The organism is Paenibacillus artemisiicola (genome assembly GCF_017652985.1).
Taxonomy (GTDB): Bacteria; Bacillota; Bacilli; order Paenibacillales; family Paenibacillaceae; genus Paenibacillus_Z; species Paenibacillus_Z artemisiicola.
In genome coordinates this window covers 157,573-173,000 of record NZ_JAGGDJ010000008.1, presented here as the reverse complement: position 1 = coordinate 173,000, position 15,428 = coordinate 157,573, and the positions used below count along the sequence as shown (strand labels likewise).

Genomic DNA, 15,428 nt, shown 5'->3' with positions numbered 1-15,428 from the left:
GCCCGGCGCCGCATGCGCGCGGCCGCCCGCGGCGCGTCTCTGGCCGAACCGCAGCAGGCGCTGCACCTGCGCCGCGAGGTCGCGCGGCGCGCCGGCGCCGTCCATCCCGCCGTCGCCGAGCGGGATCGCGTCCTCAAGCAGCAGCTTGTAATCCTCGTCCTGCTGCTGCACCTTCGCGAGCAGGACGACGAGGCGGCCGGGCTCGAGCAGCGGTTCGCAGCGTTTCCAGATCGTCGGAAACGCCACCGCCTCCACGCGCATGATGCGGTCCTCGACCTCAAGGAACGCCATCGCCTGTCCTTTGCGCGTCATGAGCGGCTTCTTCGACACGACCATCGCGGCGGTGACGGCGTACGTCCCGTCCGGCGCCTCGGCCAGGTCGACCAGCCGGTCCGTCGGCAGCCCCGCCAGCGCTTCGTCGAACGCGTCCAGCGGGTGGCCGGACAGGTACATGCCGAGCAGCTCCCGCTCCAGCCCGAGCAGCTGGCCGGTCGTGTACGGCCGCACCTCCGGCAGCTCGACGTCCCAATTCTGCACCTCGTCGAAGCCGAACAGCTCGATCTGCAGCTCCTCGCGCTCCTTGCGCCACTTGAGCGCCGCCTCGACCGTCTCGTCGAGCACCGCGACGAGCTGCGCCCGGTGCGCGCCGAGCGAATCGCACGCGCCCGCCTGGATCAGCGATTCCAGCACGCGCTTGTTGGCGATCCGGAGGTCGACGCGCCGGCACAGGTCGGTCAGGCTGTCGAAGCGGCGCTGCGCCCGCTCCTTCAGCAACGCGTCGATCGCCTGCGTGCCGACGTTCTTGATCGACGCCAGGCCGAAGCGGATCGCGCCGCCGACGGGCGTGAACGTCACGCTGCTTTCGTTGACGTCCGGGGGCAGCACCTCGATGTCCATGCGGCGGCATTCGTCGACGTATTCCGCCGTCTTGCGCTGGTTGCCGGTCACCGAAGCGAGCATCGACGCCATGAACGGCACGGGATGGTTCGCCTTCAGCCACGCGGTCTGGAAGGCGAGGACCCCGTAAGCCGCCGCGTGCGCGCGCGGAAAGCCGTAATCGGCGAACCGCACGATCATGTCGTAGACGGCGTTCGCGTCGCGCTCGCCGTAGCCCTGCCCCTGGCTGCCCGCGACGAAGTGCGCCCGCTCCTCGTCGAGCACCTCGCGCTTCTTCTTCGAGACGGCGCGGCGGAGCAGGTCGGCTTCGCCGAGCGAGAAGCCCGCCATCGCCGAGGCGATCTGCATGATCTGCTCCTGGTACACGATGATGCCGTACGTGTCGGCCAGGATCGGCTCGAGCGACGGATGCGGGTACTCCACGTCCGCGAGGCCGTGCTTGCCGGCGATGTATTTGGGAATGAACTCCATCGGGCCCGGACGGTACAGGGCCAGGACGGAGACGATGTCTTCGAATTGCGTCGGCTTCAGCTCGCGGAGCACCCGGCGGACGCCGGCGGACTCCAGCTGGAAGATGCCCGTCGTGTCCCCGCGCGTCAGCATCGCGTACGTCGCGGGATCGTCGTCCGGGATGCGCCGGAAGTCGACGGTGATGCCCTGCTGCCGCTTCACCCAGTCCAGGGCGCGCTCCAGAATGGACAGCGTCCGCAGGCCGAGAAAGTCCATCTTCAGCAGGCCGACGGCCTCGAGGTTTTCCATGGAATACTGCGTCAGCGCCGTCCGCTCCGTGCCCGCCTGCAGCGGCACGTAATTCGTCAGCGGCTCGCCGGAGATGACGACGCCCGCCGCGTGGGTCGAGGCGTGCCGGGGCATGCCCTCGACCTTCAGCGCCATGCGCAGCAGGTCCGCCGTCTTCGGCTGGCGTTCGGACGCTTCGCGCAGCTCGGCGCTCGTCCGCAGCGCCTCCTCGAGCGAAATGCCGAGCTGGCTCGGGATCAGCTTCGCGGCGCGGTCCACCTCGCCGAACGGCACCGCCATCGCCCGGCCGACGTCGCGGACGGCCGCCTTGGCCGCCATCGTGCCGAACGTGATGATTTGGGCGACGTGCTCCTCGCCGTACTTGGCCGAGACGTACGCGATGACCTCGTCGCGCCGTTCGTCGTTGAAGTCGATGTCGATATCCGGCATCGTCACGCGCTCGGGGTTCAGGAAGCGCTCGAACAGGAGCTTGTATTTGAGCGGGTCGACGTCCGTGATGCGCAGCGTGTACGCCACGAGGCTGCCCGCCGAGGAGCCCCGGCCCGGTCCCGTCCGGATGCCCTGTTCATGGGCGAAGCGGATGAAGTCCCAGACGATGAGGAAATAATCGCTGAAGCCCATATTGTCGATGACCTTCAGCTCGTAGAGCAGCCGCTCGAGCGCCTTCCGCTTCGCGGATTCGTCCGCCGTCCAGGCGGGATCGCCGGCGTACCGCGCTTCCAGTCCTTCGCGGCACAGCGCCTCGAGGTACGCGGAGGACGTCATGCCCGCCGGAATCGGATGGAACGCCGGCAGCAGCGCGCGCCCGAACGTCAGCTCGAGCTCGCATTTCGCCGCGATTTCGGCGGTCCGCCGGACCGCGTCCTCCGCCTGCCGGAACTGCCGGTACATCTCGTCCGCGCTCTTCAGGTACATCTGGTCGGTCAGCATCTGCAGCCGGTCGTCGTCCTCGACGGTCTTGCCGGTGCCGATGCAGATGAGCACGTCCTGCACGGCCGCGTCGGCCGGCTGCAGGTAGTGCACGTCGTTCGTCGCGACGGTCGGAATGCCGGTCCGCGCCGCCAGCTCGAGCGTCGCCTGCAGCACTTTCTTTTGCTCCAGCATGCCGTGGTCCTGCAGCTCGAGGTAGAAATCGTCGCCGAAGATCGACCGGTAGCGCTCCGCCGACCGGAGCGCCTCGTCGTGCCGGTCGTGCAGCAGCAGCTGCGCGATCTCGCTGCCGAGGCAGGAGCTGAGGCAGATCAGGCCCTCCGAGTGCGCGCGCAGCGCCTCGAAATCAATCCGCGGCTTATAGTGGAACCCCTCCAAATGCCCGACGGAGACGAGCTTCATTAAATTCCGGTAGCCCGTCTCGTTCTTCGCGAGCAGGATGAGGTGATAGATCGGATTGTCCTTGCGCGCGCCCTTGTCGAAGCGCGAGCCGATCGTCAGGTACGCCTCGCAGCCGATGATCGGCTTGATGCCGCGCGCCCGGCACGCCTTATAAAACGGAACGGCGCCGTACATGACCCCGTGATCGGTCAGCGCCAGCGCCTTCATGCCCAGCTCCGCGGCGGTCTCGACCAGATCCTTGATCCGCGCGGCTCCGTCCAGGAGACTGAATTCGCTATGGACGTGCAAATGTACAAACTCGCGGTCGCCGCTCATCGCCATTCCTTCTTTCTATCGTAAACGAGCATCTTTTTCTATCATTTTATCATAACGGCCCCCCGCAAGCCCATACAATGGATTCGAGAGGGGACGGGCCGCGTCCCCGCCAGATCCCCCGGAACCGAAGGGAGCGCAGCCTTCATGGAGTCCTTCTTATCGAAATCCATCGTCGACTTCTTCATCGCGTTCGGCGTCGTGTTCGGCGGCTCGATGCTCGCCGGCATGGGGTCCGTCTTCGTCATGGCCGCCCCCGCCGCGATCATGATCGACACGGCTTCCCGGCTGAAAATATGGGCGCTCGTCGCGGCGGTCGGCGGCACGATCGACCCCATGCGCGTCATCGAAAGCAACATGCTCGAAGGGCATCTCTCGCCCGTCGTGCAGCAAGTCTTCTACATCTTGTGCGCCTTCCTGGGCGCGCATATGGGCACGGAGCTCATCCGCTGGCTCTGCAAAGGAGCGGCCTAGCGATGCGCGTGCCCCCCTTCGAACGGTTCGCGCGGTTCACGCAGGCCGTCGCCTTCGTCGTGCTCGGCGGCATTCTCGGCGCCATGGCGTACCATGCGGTTTTTTTCATGAATTTCGACGCGCTGCGCGAGACGAATACGGAATTGGAAGACAAGCTGAGCGACTACGAGGACCGGCTCGAGAAGCTGAATCAGTTCAAGGACCAGCATACGGTGGTGAAGAGCGTGCAGCCGATCCTGCTGGACCGGAAAGAGGAAGAGCCCGCCGCCGCGCTGGACGAGCAGACGAAGCTGGAGCTCAAGACCAAGCTGAAGAAGGATCTCTCCGTCTTCCTCGGGACGAGCATTTACAAGATCAACACGAACGCCGAGCTGGCCCGGCTGCTGCTGAACGACAAAATCTATCTCGTCGGGGGCAACAAGGAATTCACGGTGCAAATCCATACGATGCTGGTCGTGGACAACGTGCTGCAGGTGTGGTTCACGGCGAAGCCGTACGCGCGGCCGATCAAATGAGCGCTCCGCGCCGCCGTTCGCGTCCTGCAGGGCGCGGCCGGCGCAGGGCGGGCGGCGAAAACGGCATTTTCGTTTGCCGTGCCGTTCATGGTACAATGGTGGGCAGAAAACAAGCCCCGCTTAGGGCAAAGGAGCTGCACGCCAGTCATGGTTAACGCCTTACATTGGGCCATCGTCCTCGTCATCTGCCTCACGTCGGTGATGTCGGCCGTCTTCAGTTACAAAGCGCGGCGCGCGTCCGATACGCGCCGGCGCGGCATGCTCGCCGCCCGCACCAACATGTGCATGGGCGTCATGCTCGTCTTCATCGCGCTGTTCATGATGCTCGCCTTCTCCGGCTCGACGGTCAAGGTCATCATCAGCGCGCTCATCATCGTCATCGGCCTGTTCAACCTGTTCGCGGGGCTGCGCAACAACAGCGTCTACCGTTCCATGAAAGGCTAAACGGCCGGCCGGCTTCCTTCAGGCTTACGCAGCCTGCTCGGCGCCCGAAACCCGGCCTTCCCATCGCGAAGCAGCTCGGGATGCCCCTTCGGCGTCGAATCCTGCGTGCCATTTCCAAGTCCGGAACCGCCTTCCCTTAGTAGGGATCGATCAGCTGCGCCGCGAGCATCGCTTTCGCCGCCGTGCCCGCGGGGTCCTTCAGCTCGATCTCGAGCTTGACGCTCTTGCGGCTCATCTCCAGCAGCGACGGCACGATGACGATCTCGCTCTCCAGCTGGAGCGGCCGGACGAAATACGTCGTCATGCTCTCGATCACGTAATCCCGCTTCCCCAGCTCCCGGATAAACCCCCGGGCCGCCTGCGTCATCAGCGTGACGAGCACGCCCTCCGAGATCGTGCCGAACGTTCCCGACATTTGCGGCGTGATCCGTCCTTCGTACGCCGCGCGTTCCCCTTCCGCATCCTCCGTCAATCGAAACCCCGCCCCGATCAGCTCGTCGAACGTCTCTCCGGATTCCTTTTGCTTGCCCGCGTAGCGCATCGCCTCCAGCGCTTCGTTGCGGCTGACCGCGGCGAGCAGCTTGCGGTTCTTGTCCACGATCGGCAGCAGGTCGATCCCCTCGGCCGCCATCGTGTGCGCCGCGGACGCGATCGGAATGTTCGGCGCCGCCGTGATCGGATTGCGCGCCATCAGCTTCTCGACCGGCACGGCCTCGTCCGCGCCCTCCGCGTCCTTCGCCGTCATCATCCCGACGACCCGCCCCCGCTCGTCCAGCACGGGAAACCGCGTGCCCCCGACCCGGGCGGCCAGCCGCACGTAATCGCCCTTCGTCTCGCCGAGCCGCATCGTCTCCACCGGGCGGCTGTACGTCACGATGTCCTCGACGAGCATGATTTTCTGCCGGATGAGCCGGTCGAACATCGCGCGGTTGATCATGGACGCGACCGTGTACGTATCGTGCTTGGAGGAGATGATCGGCAGCCCGAGCTCGTCCGCGAGCAGCCGGATGTCCTCGCTCGTGCCGAAGCCGCCGGTGATGAGCACGCCCGCGCCCTGCTCCAAGGCGAGGCGGTGGGCGCCCTGCCGGTTGCCGACGATGAGCAGGCTGCCCGCGTCGATGTAGCGGACCATCGCGTCGAGCTCCATCGCGCCGATGACGAATTTGTGCAGCGTCTTCTCGAGGCCCCCCGCGCCGCCGTACAGCTGGCCCTGCACGATGTCCGCCACTTCCCCGAACGTCAGCCGGTCCGGCGTTTCCCGTCCGCGGCGCTGGATCCGGACGGTCCCGATCCGCTCCTTCGTGCTGACGAGCCCCGTCGCCTCCGCCTCCTTGATCGCCTTGTACGCCGTTCCCTCGCTCACGTCCAGCTCCTCCGCCATCGTCCGGACGGACAGCTTCGTTCCGATTTCGAGCTGGCGGATATAGTCCATCAGCCGTTCGTGCTTCGTTTGCGCCTCTGGCGCCTTCCCTCCGGATGCCACGGCGTTCACCCCTTGTCCTTTGCGCAGCGTTCGCTGCCTGTCTGATTCCATTTTACCAGAAAGCTAGACGCGGACGCACCGCTCTTTGGGCGCGGGGACGCGTCATTTTATGTTGAAAACGGCTCTGTCCGCCAATCACCAAGGGATAGATGTCCTCATATGATGAACTAATTCGTGTCAAAATCCTATGGACCCCTGGCCAAAACGTCAACATCCTCCGGCATGGAAGGAGCTCCGTCGATGCTGAAAACGAAAGTCGCCGTGCACGTCATCAGCCCCGGCATTCTGCCGGATGACGCCATCATGCTCGGCGACGCCTATCTGAGACAATGGAAAATCCCGCAAGGTCAGCCGGTGACGCTCAAATTCGGGGCATTGCGCCAATATGTCAAAGTCGTGCCGGTCGAACGGTTCGACGGGATGCGGATCGGTCAAAGCCTGGCAAGGAAGATGGGACTGCTGCAAAACACGACGCTTCGCATCCGTTATCGCGCCGAGGACGCCGTGCTCGCGCTGGGGCCGCTGATCGGCGTGCTGATCAGCCGCGACGACCCGGAGCACCGCGAGCGGCCGTTCGGCTCCATCACGATGTTCTGCAAGGAACTGGTGGATGCCTGCGCCGCGCAGGGCGCCCATGTGTACTTCTTCACGCCGCTACACCTGAAAGGCAATTTCAATACCGTCGAGGGCTGGACGTATTCGAACGAAGGCTGGCGCAAGGCGTTCATGCCGTCGCCGGACGTCGTCAACAACCGGCTCACGTCGCGCAAGCTGGAGAACCGGCCCAACGTGCAGGCGTTCATTCAAGAAGTCAAGACGCGGCACAACAGCACGGTGTTCAACGAAAAATTCCTCGATAAGCCGGAAGTGTTCGAAGCGCTGGCGAAGGACCCGTCCCTGGTCAAATATTTGCCGGAATCGCACGTGCTCAAAACCTTCCCGATGCTTAAGACGATGTGCGCCCGGTACCACACCGTCTTCCTGAAGCCGGTGCGCGGGAGCCTGGGCAAAGGCATCATCCGCATCACCCGGCTCGAAGGCGACTCGTATTCCGCGCAGTACGCCACCGTCGGCGGGACGCGCCGGCATTATTTCAGCAGCCTGCTCAAGCTCTACGGCTCCATCTCCGGCAAGATGAAAACCGTCCGGTACCAGATCCAGCAAGGGCTGCAGCTGATCGACATCATGGGCCGGCCCGTCGACTTCCGCGCGCTCGTGCAGAAGAACGAGACCGGCAAATGGGTGCTCACGTCCATCGTCGCCCGCACGGCGGGCAGCCATCATTTCGTGTCGAACCTCGCGAGAGGCGGCACGCTCAGCACCGTGCGCGAGGCCGTCGGCCGGTCCAACCTGTCCGGCGCGAACAGCCACGATGCCCCCGGGAAGCTGCAGCGGGCCGCGATCGACATCGCGCACGGCATCGACGCGTTCATTCCCGCGCATTTCGGCGAGCTTGGCATCGATCTGGCGCTGGATACGCACGGCCGCGTCTGGTTGCTGGAAGTGAATTCCAAACCTTCCAAAAACGACAATACGCCGCTGCAGGACCAGAAGATCCGTCCCTCCGTCCGCAACATGGTCCGTTACGCGCGGCACTTGGCCGAATTTTGAAGCAAAGGGAGGAAGCGGCGATGGCTGAAACGGCACGAACCGGCATCCTCGGCATCCTGATCAGCCAGCGGCGATTCGACGGCGCCGGCGAGCGCGAGGCGTCTCCCGTCATGCCGGAGGACGATTTTTGCCGCCGTCTTTGCGCGTATGGGCAGACGATCGGCATGCTCGTTTTTTTGTTTTGCGCCTCTCACGCCGCTGCGGCCGGCGAAACGGCGATCGGCGGCTACGCGCTGCGCGGCGGCGAATGGCGGCCCGGGAGCTTTCCGCTCCCCGACGTCGTCTACGACCGGGCGCTGCCGGCGTCGGCCGCGGAAGCCCGCCGGTTCCGGCACGCGCTCGCGCGGCTGAAGCAGCGCAAGCGGTACGCGCTGCTGAACGGCTCGCTGCCCGGCAAGCTCGACGTCTTCCGCGCCATGGCGCATGACGACGCGCTGCGCCCGCTGCTGCCGGAGACGGAGCCTTACGAAGGCGCCGGCCAATTGGCGCGCCTGCTCGCCCGCCATCCGGGCGGCTTGTTCCTGAAGCCGGCGGCGGGCATGCACGGCAAGGGCGCGCTGCGGCTGCTCGCGGACGCGGAAGGCTGGCGCGCCGACGGCCGCGACCGGCATAACCGCCCGCTCGCGTGCCGCTTCCGCACGTGGGAAGCCGCCGGCGCATGGCTCGAGCGCTTCGCGTCCGCGGCCCCGTACCTCGTTCAGCCCTGCTTGCGGCTGACCGACGAGGAAGGCCGCGCCTTCGACGTCCGGGCGCTCCTGCAGAAGGACGCCGTCGGCCGCTGGACCTTCACCGGCGCGGCCGTGCGGCGCGGCGGCGCGGGGAGCGTGACCGCCAACCTGCACGGCGGCGGCACGGCCGCCGCGGCCGCGGCGGCGTTCCGGCCGCGGTTCGGCGAGGCCGGCGCGGCGGAGCTGGTAGCGCGCGTCCGGCGCGCGAGCGAACGGGCCGGCGCGTGCCTCGAGGCGCATTTCGGCCGGTTCGCCGAGCTGGGCCTCGATTTCGGCCTCGAGCCGGACGGCCGGCTGTGGCTCTTGGAAGCGAACGCCAAGCCGGGCCGCGCGTCCTTCGCGGCCGACGCCGAAGCCGCCGAGGCGGCCGTTCGCCGGCCGCTCGATTATGCGATGCTGCTGGCTTCGCGCCAGCGTCCCCTGTTCCCGACCACCCGAATTCAAAGGAGATACATCCAGGAGGTTCATCCATGAGTTTGACATCTTGTCATGTACACTTCTCACCCTCAAGCGAACGCATCGTCTACCTGTCGGGCTCACTCCTTCGCTCCCTGAAACTGTCCGGCAAGAAGACGATCCAACTGAAATTTGGGCACGAAACGCTGACGGCCGCCGTAAAGCCCATCAACCGGCAGGGCAACCACCTGTACCTGTCCGCCGGCGTCCGCCAGACGATCAAGGTTCCGAAGACCGGCAGCATCTCGTACGTGCAAGGCGAAGACATCGATCTCCAGCTCGGGCCGCTGATCGGCGTGCTGACCGACGGCGATCGCAAGAGCGACTCGCCCTTCGGCTCCCGCTCCGGGTATATCCGCCAGCTCATCCGCATGGGCGAGCGCAAGGCGTACGTGTTCGCCTTCACGCCGCGCGACGTGAACTGGACGAAGGAGACCGTCAACGGCTACTTCCTCAACAGCGCCGGCGCCTGGTACCGCAAGGTCGTGCCGCTGCCGGACGTCGTCTACAACCGGCTGCCGAGCCGCTACGCGGAAACGACGGCCTCGATCATGTCGATGCGGGAACGCTTCGTCCGCAAGGGCGTGCCGTTCTTCAACTGGAGCTTCTTCAACAAGTCCGACGTCTACAAGCTGCTGGACAAAGACGTGGAGGCGCTCGAGCACCTGCCGGAATCGGTCAACAACCCGCGCGCCGAGAAGATCAAGGAGATGCTGGAGAATCACCAGTTCATCTATTTCAAGCCGACGGCCGGCAGCCTCGGCATCGGCATCTACCGGCTGACCTACCATCCGAAGCGGGGCTACTTCGCCCGCTACCGGCGCGGCAACACGAACGTGCTGCTGCGCTTCACGAACTTCAACAGCCTGATGCGCATGCTGGAGACGCGCCACGGCAGCGGCCTCGGCCGGTACGTCAGCCAGCAGGGCGTGCGGCTGATCGAGATCGACGGCTGCCCGATCGACTTCCGGTTCCACATGCACAAGAACGGCCGAAACGAATGGGTGCCGGTCGGCATCGGCGCGAAGAAAGCCGGGCGCGGCAGCGTCACGACCCATATCAAGAACGGCGGCTCGCTGCTCACGCCGGAACAGGCGCTCAGCCGGGTGTTCGGCGATAAGGCCGACGACATGCTGATCAAAGCGAAGGCCGTGTCCGTCAAGCTCTCGCAGGCGATCGAACGCAACTTCCCGCACACGCTCGGCGAGCTCGGCCTCGATATCGGCATCGACAAGGACGGCGAGGTTTGGATGTTCGAAGCGAACGCGAAGCCGGGCCGCTCGATCTTCGCCCACCCGTCGCTGCGCGCGCAGGGCCGCGATTCCATGTCGCATATCCTCGAGCACTGCATGTACTTGAGCAAGTTCAAGGAGCAGGGAGGCGAAGACTGATGGCGTTCGTCATCCACGAGGATACGGCGGCGGACCCTTCGGCTCAGACGAAGTCCAATCAACCGGTCCTCGCCATTCTGACGATCGACGACGAGCTGCAGTTCTTCCGCGGCAACCGCGAAAACTTCGCCGATCTGATCGCCGCGGGCAAGGACAACGGCTTCCTCGTTTACGTCTTGACCGTCAAGCAGCTGAGGATCGGACGGAAGTCGTTGAACGGCTACACGTACGATCCCGGCACGGATACGTGGATCCAATCGCAGTTTCCGTTTCCGGACTTGATCTACAACCGGATTCCTCTTCGCGAGGACGAACTGCAGCCCGAGGTGCGGCGCAAAATCGCCGCCTGCATGAAGAATCCGAGGGTGCAGATCTTCAATCCGAAATTCTTCAATAAATGGAGCCTCTTCAAGTGGCTCCGGCAATCGCGCAGCACGAGCCCCTATATCCCCGCGACGCGCCGGCTTCTGACCCTGGGCGGACTCGGCAAAATGATGCAGCGCCACCGGTTTCTCTACCTGAAACCGGTGAGCGGCAAGGCCGGCAAAGGCATCATGACGATCGAGCTGCACCCCGAGAAGGCGCTGCCGTACCGGCTCAAGATCCAGGGCAACAAAGGCAGCACGACCTACAACTGCGGCTCGATCGTCAAGCTGTGGAGCCGCATCAAGAAGGAATGCAGCAGCGACCGGTACATCGCCCAGCAGGGCATCCAGCTGGCCGCGTACAACGACCGCTCCTTCGACCTGCGGGCGCTCATCCAGAAGAACCAGCGGGGACAATGGGACGTCTCCGGCATCGGCGCCCGGCTGGCCGGCTCCATGAGCATCACGACGCACGTCCCGCGCGGCGGCAGCATCGAGGATCCGGAGAAACTGCTTGTCGGCGTATTTGGCCAAGACGAAGCTAATAAACTTCTTACGAAGGCCCGCTCCGCCGCGCTCGTCATCGCCCGCCAGATCGAACGCGGCTCCGGCCGCAGGCTGGCGGAGATGTCGATGGATCTCGGCATCGACCAGTCGGGCAGCATCTGGTTTTTCGAAGCCAACGCGAAGCCGATGAAGTTCGACGAGCCGGACATCCGGAAACGTTCGCTGGAGCGGATTTTCCAATACAGCAGCTATTTGTTGCGCAACAAGAACAAATAGCGGGGAGGTAAGCTCATGCAGGTAAAGCTGCTGTCGCCGTCCCAATGGTCGGCATCCAAGGAGAAGATCACCCGATTTCTGTACCGGTACGGCGACAGCCGCATTACCCACGCGGGACTCGCCGCGCTGAACGCGCTGACGCCCACCCGCCTGGCCGCGGGCCGCTCGGCCGAAGGCGCCGCGGCGGCCGTCGCCGTCGCCGTTCAGAACGGACGGCTGGCGGCCGTCGCGTTCGCGGAAGACGGCGGCGAGCGCGCCTGCCTCGTCGTCGTGTCGCCCGAATACCGCGGCCAAGGGACCGGCAGCGCCCTGCTGCGGGCGCTGCACCGCCGGCTCGGCCGGCTTACCTGCAGCGTAGCCTCCGACAACGCTTCCAGCATGAACATGTGCTTCCGGGCGGGCATGAAAGCGGTCAGCCTGCACAGCGGCCCGACCGGCAAGCCGACCCTTCGATTCGAACGCTAGGAGGAACCTCTATGGGTCAGCCGGTTCTCGGCATTTTAACCCTCTATCTGAACGACCGAGGCCTCATGGAAGAGAAGCCCATTTACGCGCGGATGACGGAAGCCGGCAAGAGTCTCGGCCTCGAGATCTTCGTCTTCACGCCGGCGGACGTCAACTTCGAGACCAACCGCATTCACGCGCATCAGTACGATCCGACCGCGAAATCCTGGAGCCGCCGCTGGCGCTCCTTTCCTCATATGATCTACGACCGCTGCCGGATCCAGAAGAGCCACCGCTTCGCCCAGCTGGGTCAGTTCCGGCGGAAATACGGCCACCTGACCTTCCTCAACCGGGTGCTGCGCAACAAATACACGGTCTACAAGACGCTCGGCCGGGAAGAGCGGTTCCGGCCGCATCTGCCGCTGACGCGTCTGTACGAGAATCAGAGCGACCTCGCCGAGCTCATCCGCAAGTATCCGCTCATCTACCTGAAGCCGATCAACGGCACGGGCGGACGCGGCATCCTGCGGATCGAGCGGGAACAGACCGGCACCTTCCTGATTCAAGGGCGCGACCAGTCCCGGCGAATCATCAGTCCGCGGCGCGTCGGACTCACCGGCCTGCACGGCCGGCTCGCGAAGTGGAACCTGAAGGAAAACCGGTACCTCGTGCAGCAGGGCATCCAGCTGAAGCTGCCGAACGGCCGGGTGCACGATTACCGCATGCTCGTGCAGAAGAACCGCGGCGGCGAATGGGAAGTGACGGGCTGCGCCGGCCGGATCGGCGCGAGCGGCAGCATCACGTCCAACCTGCACGGCGGCGGTCAGGCCGCGAAGATGCGGACGCTGCTCGGCGATTGGATCCGGAACGAGGACACGGTGACGAGCGTCGTCCGGAAGGCCGAGGAATTCGGAGTGGACGTCGCCGCGTACCTGGAGAAGTCGTACGGGAGGCTGTGCGAGCTGGCGCTCGACCTGGCGATCGACCGCAAGGGGCAGATTTGGCTGCTAGAAGTCAATCCGAAGCCGTCTCGCGAAGTGTTCATCCAGGCCGGCGAACGCGAGACGTACCGGCGGGCCATCGTCCGGCCGCTGGAATACGCGGTATGGCTGTACGAGCAAAAGCAAAAACGGAAGACGGGCGCGGAGACCGCGAACATGCGGCACGAGCCCGACTGAACGCCGAAGAACCCGGCCCGCGCGACGGCGCGGGCCGGGTTCTTCTTTGCGTTTCTTCGGCGCTGCCGCTCCGGCCGAAGCATCCCCGAGCCGCCGGTTAGGGCTGCTGCAGCTCTTCCGGCACGAGCGCCAGCAGTTCGCGGAAGTCCGCGATGAGGGCGTCGGAGCCGTTCAGCTCCTCCTTGCGGCCGTACACCGCGTAGGCGCAGCCGACGACCTGCAGCCCATTCCGCTTGCCGGCTTCCACGTCCGAGGAGCGGTCGCCGACCATCCACGCCGAGCGGACGCCATGGTCGCGCAGCAGCCGTTCGACGAGGTGCACCTTCGACGCCGTGCCGTATTCGCCGGCGCTGTACAAGCCGTCGAACAGCGGGCCGATGCTCTTGAGCCGGGCGATCTCCTTCACGTAGCGCTCGAGGCCGTTGCTCGCCACGAACAGCTTGAAGCCCTGCGCCTTCAGCGCGGCGAGCGTCTCCGCCACGTGAGGATAGAGCGAGCCCTCGCCGTTCTCCAGTCCTTCGACCTCGTACTGGAGCAGCAGCTCGTCAGCCCGGTTGCGGGCGGCCTCCGAAGCGTCCGGCATGACTTTGCGCCAGATGTCGGCGAGCAGCATGCCGAGGCAGCCGAGCAGCGCCTCCACGGGAGGCGTCGGCTGCAGATACAGCCCCTCCGCCCGCAGCGTCGCGAATATCCGTTCATGCACCCCTTTGAGCAGGGTATCCGTCTCGAACAGCGTGCCGTCCATATCGAAAATGAGCGCTTCCGGCCGCGGAAGCGTAACGCCGCTTTGCATCGTGCAACTCCCTTTCCAATCCGTAATGCCCTTAATCATACTGGAAAGGAACGCCGCCGCGCAAGAAGGAAACGGCCGCTGCGGCAAGCTGCCGCGGCGAGCGCGGAGCATCTCTTGGGCGCGTCGGCGCGGCGTGCCCGGCCGTACCGCCCGCGGGAGGCGGCGCGGCGGAAGCGGACCGCGCGCAACGCCGCCGCGTTATGGCGCGGCCTCCCGCGGCTACCATTTCGCCGGATCGATGTCGCCCGGCTTCAAGCCCTCCCATACGTTCCGGATATCGGCCTGCTCCGGATGCTCGAAGACCAGGAACGCGGACGGCAAATACCGGCCCTCGCTGCTCTTGGTCGACGGCTTGTTCAGCACCGCGCCGTCCTTCACGAGCACCGTCGAGGAGCCGCCGTCGAGATTCGCCGCGATGACCGCGCCGTGCGCCAGCATGATCTGCTGCACGTCGTACAGGTTCGCGCCGATGCTGTGGCCCGGCTGGCGGCCGTCGATGACGACGAACAGGATGGCGCCGTCCTCGCGCTGGCCCATCGCCGTGCGCGGGGCGATGCCCCAGCCGTCGGCGGCGTTCTTGATCAGCCCTTTGCCGTTGACGATGATGCGCGGCTGGAACGTGACCGCTTCCTTCACGCCCATCTGCCGCAGCTCGTCAAGCGTGTACCTCCCGGCGACCATCTTGCCGCTGCCGTCGATGCCGACGACCTGCGTCGACTTCGAGCGGCCGAGGTCGCTGTAAAACAGCTTGCCGCCCGACATGACGATGCCGATCGGCTGGAAGCCGTTCCCCTCCCAGTTCGGGTCGGCGAAGCCGCCGCCGTTCACGCCGGCGATGGCCCCGGTCCGCTGCACCATGCTCGTGACCCGCTCGCCGCGGCCCGGCTTAGCCGGGACGGCGACGCGGATCTTGGTCGGATCGTTGACGGTCATGACGTAGCCGCTGTAGCCGTGCCCGGAGACCGGCTCGATCTCGACGAGGGGCTTCTGCTCCTCGGCCGCGCCGTCCGCGTCCGCCGCGGGCGCGGCCGCGCCTGCGGGCGGCGTGTGGATTTCGTGCGTGTCCCGCTCTTCTCCCATGGCGTCGAATTGCGCCTGATAAGCCTGCACGCGCGTATCCAGCGCGTGCTGCCCGATAATATATTTCGCCCATTTCCGGTGCTGGGTCGTAATCAGCGTGTCCGCGACCAGGTAGCGGATATCGGTGCCGGACGGCGTCAAAAACAACCAGCCCGCCCCCGCGGCGCCGAGCGCCAGCAGAAGCGCGAAGACGGCGGCCGTCCGCCTGAACCGTTTGCGCTTTCGTTTGGCCGCGCGTCTCGGCGCCGACTTCCCCTGCGGGCGCTTGCCCCTGGCAACGCCGGCGGTCTCGGCGGAAACTCTCGTGCTCACCTTGTCGTCCTCCCCTTCTGCTCTCCGACTTGCGGATACCTAGTAGACGAGAAACGACCGCGGAAAGTTTC

The 15,428-nt window shown here is 65.5% G+C and carries 13 protein-coding genes; 9 read left to right on the top strand and 4 right to left on the bottom strand.

Annotation, left to right across the window (positions count from 1 at the left end):
* Window positions 1-3,303 (bottom strand): DNA polymerase III subunit alpha (locus I8J29_RS13955; protein ID WP_208848173.1); only part of this gene is annotated, 3,303 nt, incomplete at its 3' end.
* A 144-nt stretch (window positions 3,304-3,447) separates the two neighbouring features.
* Here I8J29_RS13955 and I8J29_RS13950 point away from each other — a divergent pair.
* The 3 genes from I8J29_RS13950 to I8J29_RS13940 all read left to right on the top strand — a co-directional run bounded on the left by I8J29_RS13950 (window position 3,448) and on the right by I8J29_RS13940 (window position 4,733).
* Entirely contained in the window at window positions 3,448-3,774 is a 327-nt protein-coding gene (locus I8J29_RS13950) for a YtrH family sporulation protein (protein WP_090640885.1), read from the top strand.
* A 2-nt stretch (window positions 3,775-3,776) separates the two neighbouring features.
* Window positions 3,777-4,289 (top strand): sporulation membrane protein YtrI, encoded by a 513-nt coding sequence (locus I8J29_RS13945; protein WP_208848172.1) that lies wholly within the window; start codon window positions 3,777-3,779, stop codon window positions 4,287-4,289.
* 147 nt (window positions 4,290-4,436) lie between these two features.
* Window positions 4,437-4,733 (top strand): YtpI family protein, encoded by a 297-nt coding sequence (locus tag I8J29_RS13940; protein WP_208848171.1) that lies wholly within the window; start codon window positions 4,437-4,439, stop codon window positions 4,731-4,733.
* A gap of 136 nt (window positions 4,734-4,869) precedes the next feature.
* Here I8J29_RS13940 and I8J29_RS13935 read toward each other — a convergent pair whose 3' ends face one another.
* Window positions 4,870-6,216, bottom strand: coding sequence for a DRTGG domain-containing protein (locus tag I8J29_RS13935; protein WP_371263720.1), 1,347 nt, complete (start codon window positions 6,214-6,216; stop codon window positions 4,870-4,872).
* A gap of 240 nt (window positions 6,217-6,456) precedes the next feature.
* Here I8J29_RS13935 and I8J29_RS13930 point away from each other — a divergent pair, with 240 nt between their 5' ends.
* Genes I8J29_RS13930 through I8J29_RS13905 form a run of 6 tightly spaced genes read left to right on the top strand, consistent with a single transcriptional unit; the run spans window position 6,457 to window position 13,172 of the window.
* Window positions 6,457-7,827, top strand: a complete 1,371-nt coding sequence (locus tag I8J29_RS13930) for a YheC/YheD family endospore coat-associated protein (protein ID WP_208848170.1) — start codon at window positions 6,457-6,459, stop codon at window positions 7,825-7,827.
* A 20-nt stretch (window positions 7,828-7,847) separates the two neighbouring features.
* Window positions 7,848-9,029 carry a YheC/YheD family endospore coat-associated protein gene (locus tag I8J29_RS13925; RefSeq protein WP_208848169.1) on the top strand — a complete coding sequence of 394 codons (1,182 nt, stop codon included), beginning with the start codon at window positions 7,848-7,850 and terminating at the stop codon, window positions 9,027-9,029.
* Window positions 9,026-10,402, top strand: coding sequence for a YheC/YheD family endospore coat-associated protein (locus I8J29_RS13920; RefSeq protein WP_208848168.1), 1,377 nt, complete (start codon window positions 9,026-9,028; stop codon window positions 10,400-10,402). Before I8J29_RS13925 ends, I8J29_RS13920 begins: the two co-directional genes overlap by 4 nt.
* Window positions 10,402-11,550: a YheC/YheD family endospore coat-associated protein gene (locus I8J29_RS13915; RefSeq protein ID WP_208848167.1), complete on the top strand. Its 1,149-nt coding sequence runs from the start codon at window positions 10,402-10,404 to the stop codon at window positions 11,548-11,550. The genes I8J29_RS13920 and I8J29_RS13915 overlap by 1 nt, the downstream gene beginning before the upstream one ends.
* Before the next feature lie 15 nt (window positions 11,551-11,565).
* Complete coding sequence (locus I8J29_RS13910; protein WP_208848166.1) at window positions 11,566-12,015, top strand: GNAT family N-acetyltransferase; 450 nt, start codon at window positions 11,566-11,568, stop codon at window positions 12,013-12,015.
* An 11-nt stretch (window positions 12,016-12,026) separates the two neighbouring features.
* On the top strand, window positions 12,027-13,172 hold the full coding sequence (locus tag I8J29_RS13905) for a YheC/YheD family endospore coat-associated protein (RefSeq protein ID WP_208848165.1): 1,146 nt from the start codon (window positions 12,027-12,029) through the stop codon (window positions 13,170-13,172).
* Between the two features lie 97 nt (window positions 13,173-13,269).
* Here the strand turns inward: I8J29_RS13905 and I8J29_RS13900 are convergent, their stop codons facing one another.
* Complete coding sequence (locus I8J29_RS13900; RefSeq protein WP_208848164.1) at window positions 13,270-13,965, bottom strand: HAD family hydrolase; 696 nt, start codon at window positions 13,963-13,965, stop codon at window positions 13,270-13,272.
* Window positions 13,966-14,184: 219 nt separating this feature from the next.
* Entirely contained in the window at window positions 14,185-15,357 is a 1,173-nt protein-coding gene (locus I8J29_RS13895; protein ID WP_208848163.1) for a phosphodiester glycosidase family protein, read from the bottom strand.
* Between the last annotated feature and the right edge of the window lie 71 nt (window positions 15,358-15,428).

Coding starts and splice junctions, on each gene's coding strand:
- I8J29_RS13950 (WP_090640885.1), top strand. CDS start 3,448: ATGGAGTCCTTCTTATCGAAATCCATCGTCGACTTCTTCATCGCGTTC.
- I8J29_RS13945 (WP_208848172.1), top strand. CDS start 3,777: ATGCGCGTGCCCCCCTTCGAACGGTTCGCGCGGTTCACGCAGGCCGTC.
- I8J29_RS13940 (WP_208848171.1), top strand. CDS start 4,437: ATGGTTAACGCCTTACATTGGGCCATCGTCCTCGTCATCTGCCTCACG.
- I8J29_RS13930 (WP_208848170.1), top strand. CDS start 6,457: ATGCTGAAAACGAAAGTCGCCGTGCACGTCATCAGCCCCGGCATTCTG.
- I8J29_RS13925 (WP_208848169.1), top strand. CDS start 7,848: ATGGCTGAAACGGCACGAACCGGCATCCTCGGCATCCTGATCAGCCAG.
- I8J29_RS13920 (WP_208848168.1), top strand. CDS start 9,026: ATGAGTTTGACATCTTGTCATGTACACTTCTCACCCTCAAGCGAACGC.
- I8J29_RS13915 (WP_208848167.1), top strand. CDS start 10,402: ATGGCGTTCGTCATCCACGAGGATACGGCGGCGGACCCTTCGGCTCAG.
- I8J29_RS13910 (WP_208848166.1), top strand. CDS start 11,566: ATGCAGGTAAAGCTGCTGTCGCCGTCCCAATGGTCGGCATCCAAGGAG.
- I8J29_RS13905 (WP_208848165.1), top strand. CDS start 12,027: ATGGGTCAGCCGGTTCTCGGCATTTTAACCCTCTATCTGAACGACCGA.
- I8J29_RS13900 (WP_208848164.1), bottom strand. CDS start 13,965: ATGCAAAGCGGCGTTACGCTTCCGCGGCCGGAAGCGCTCATTTTCGAT.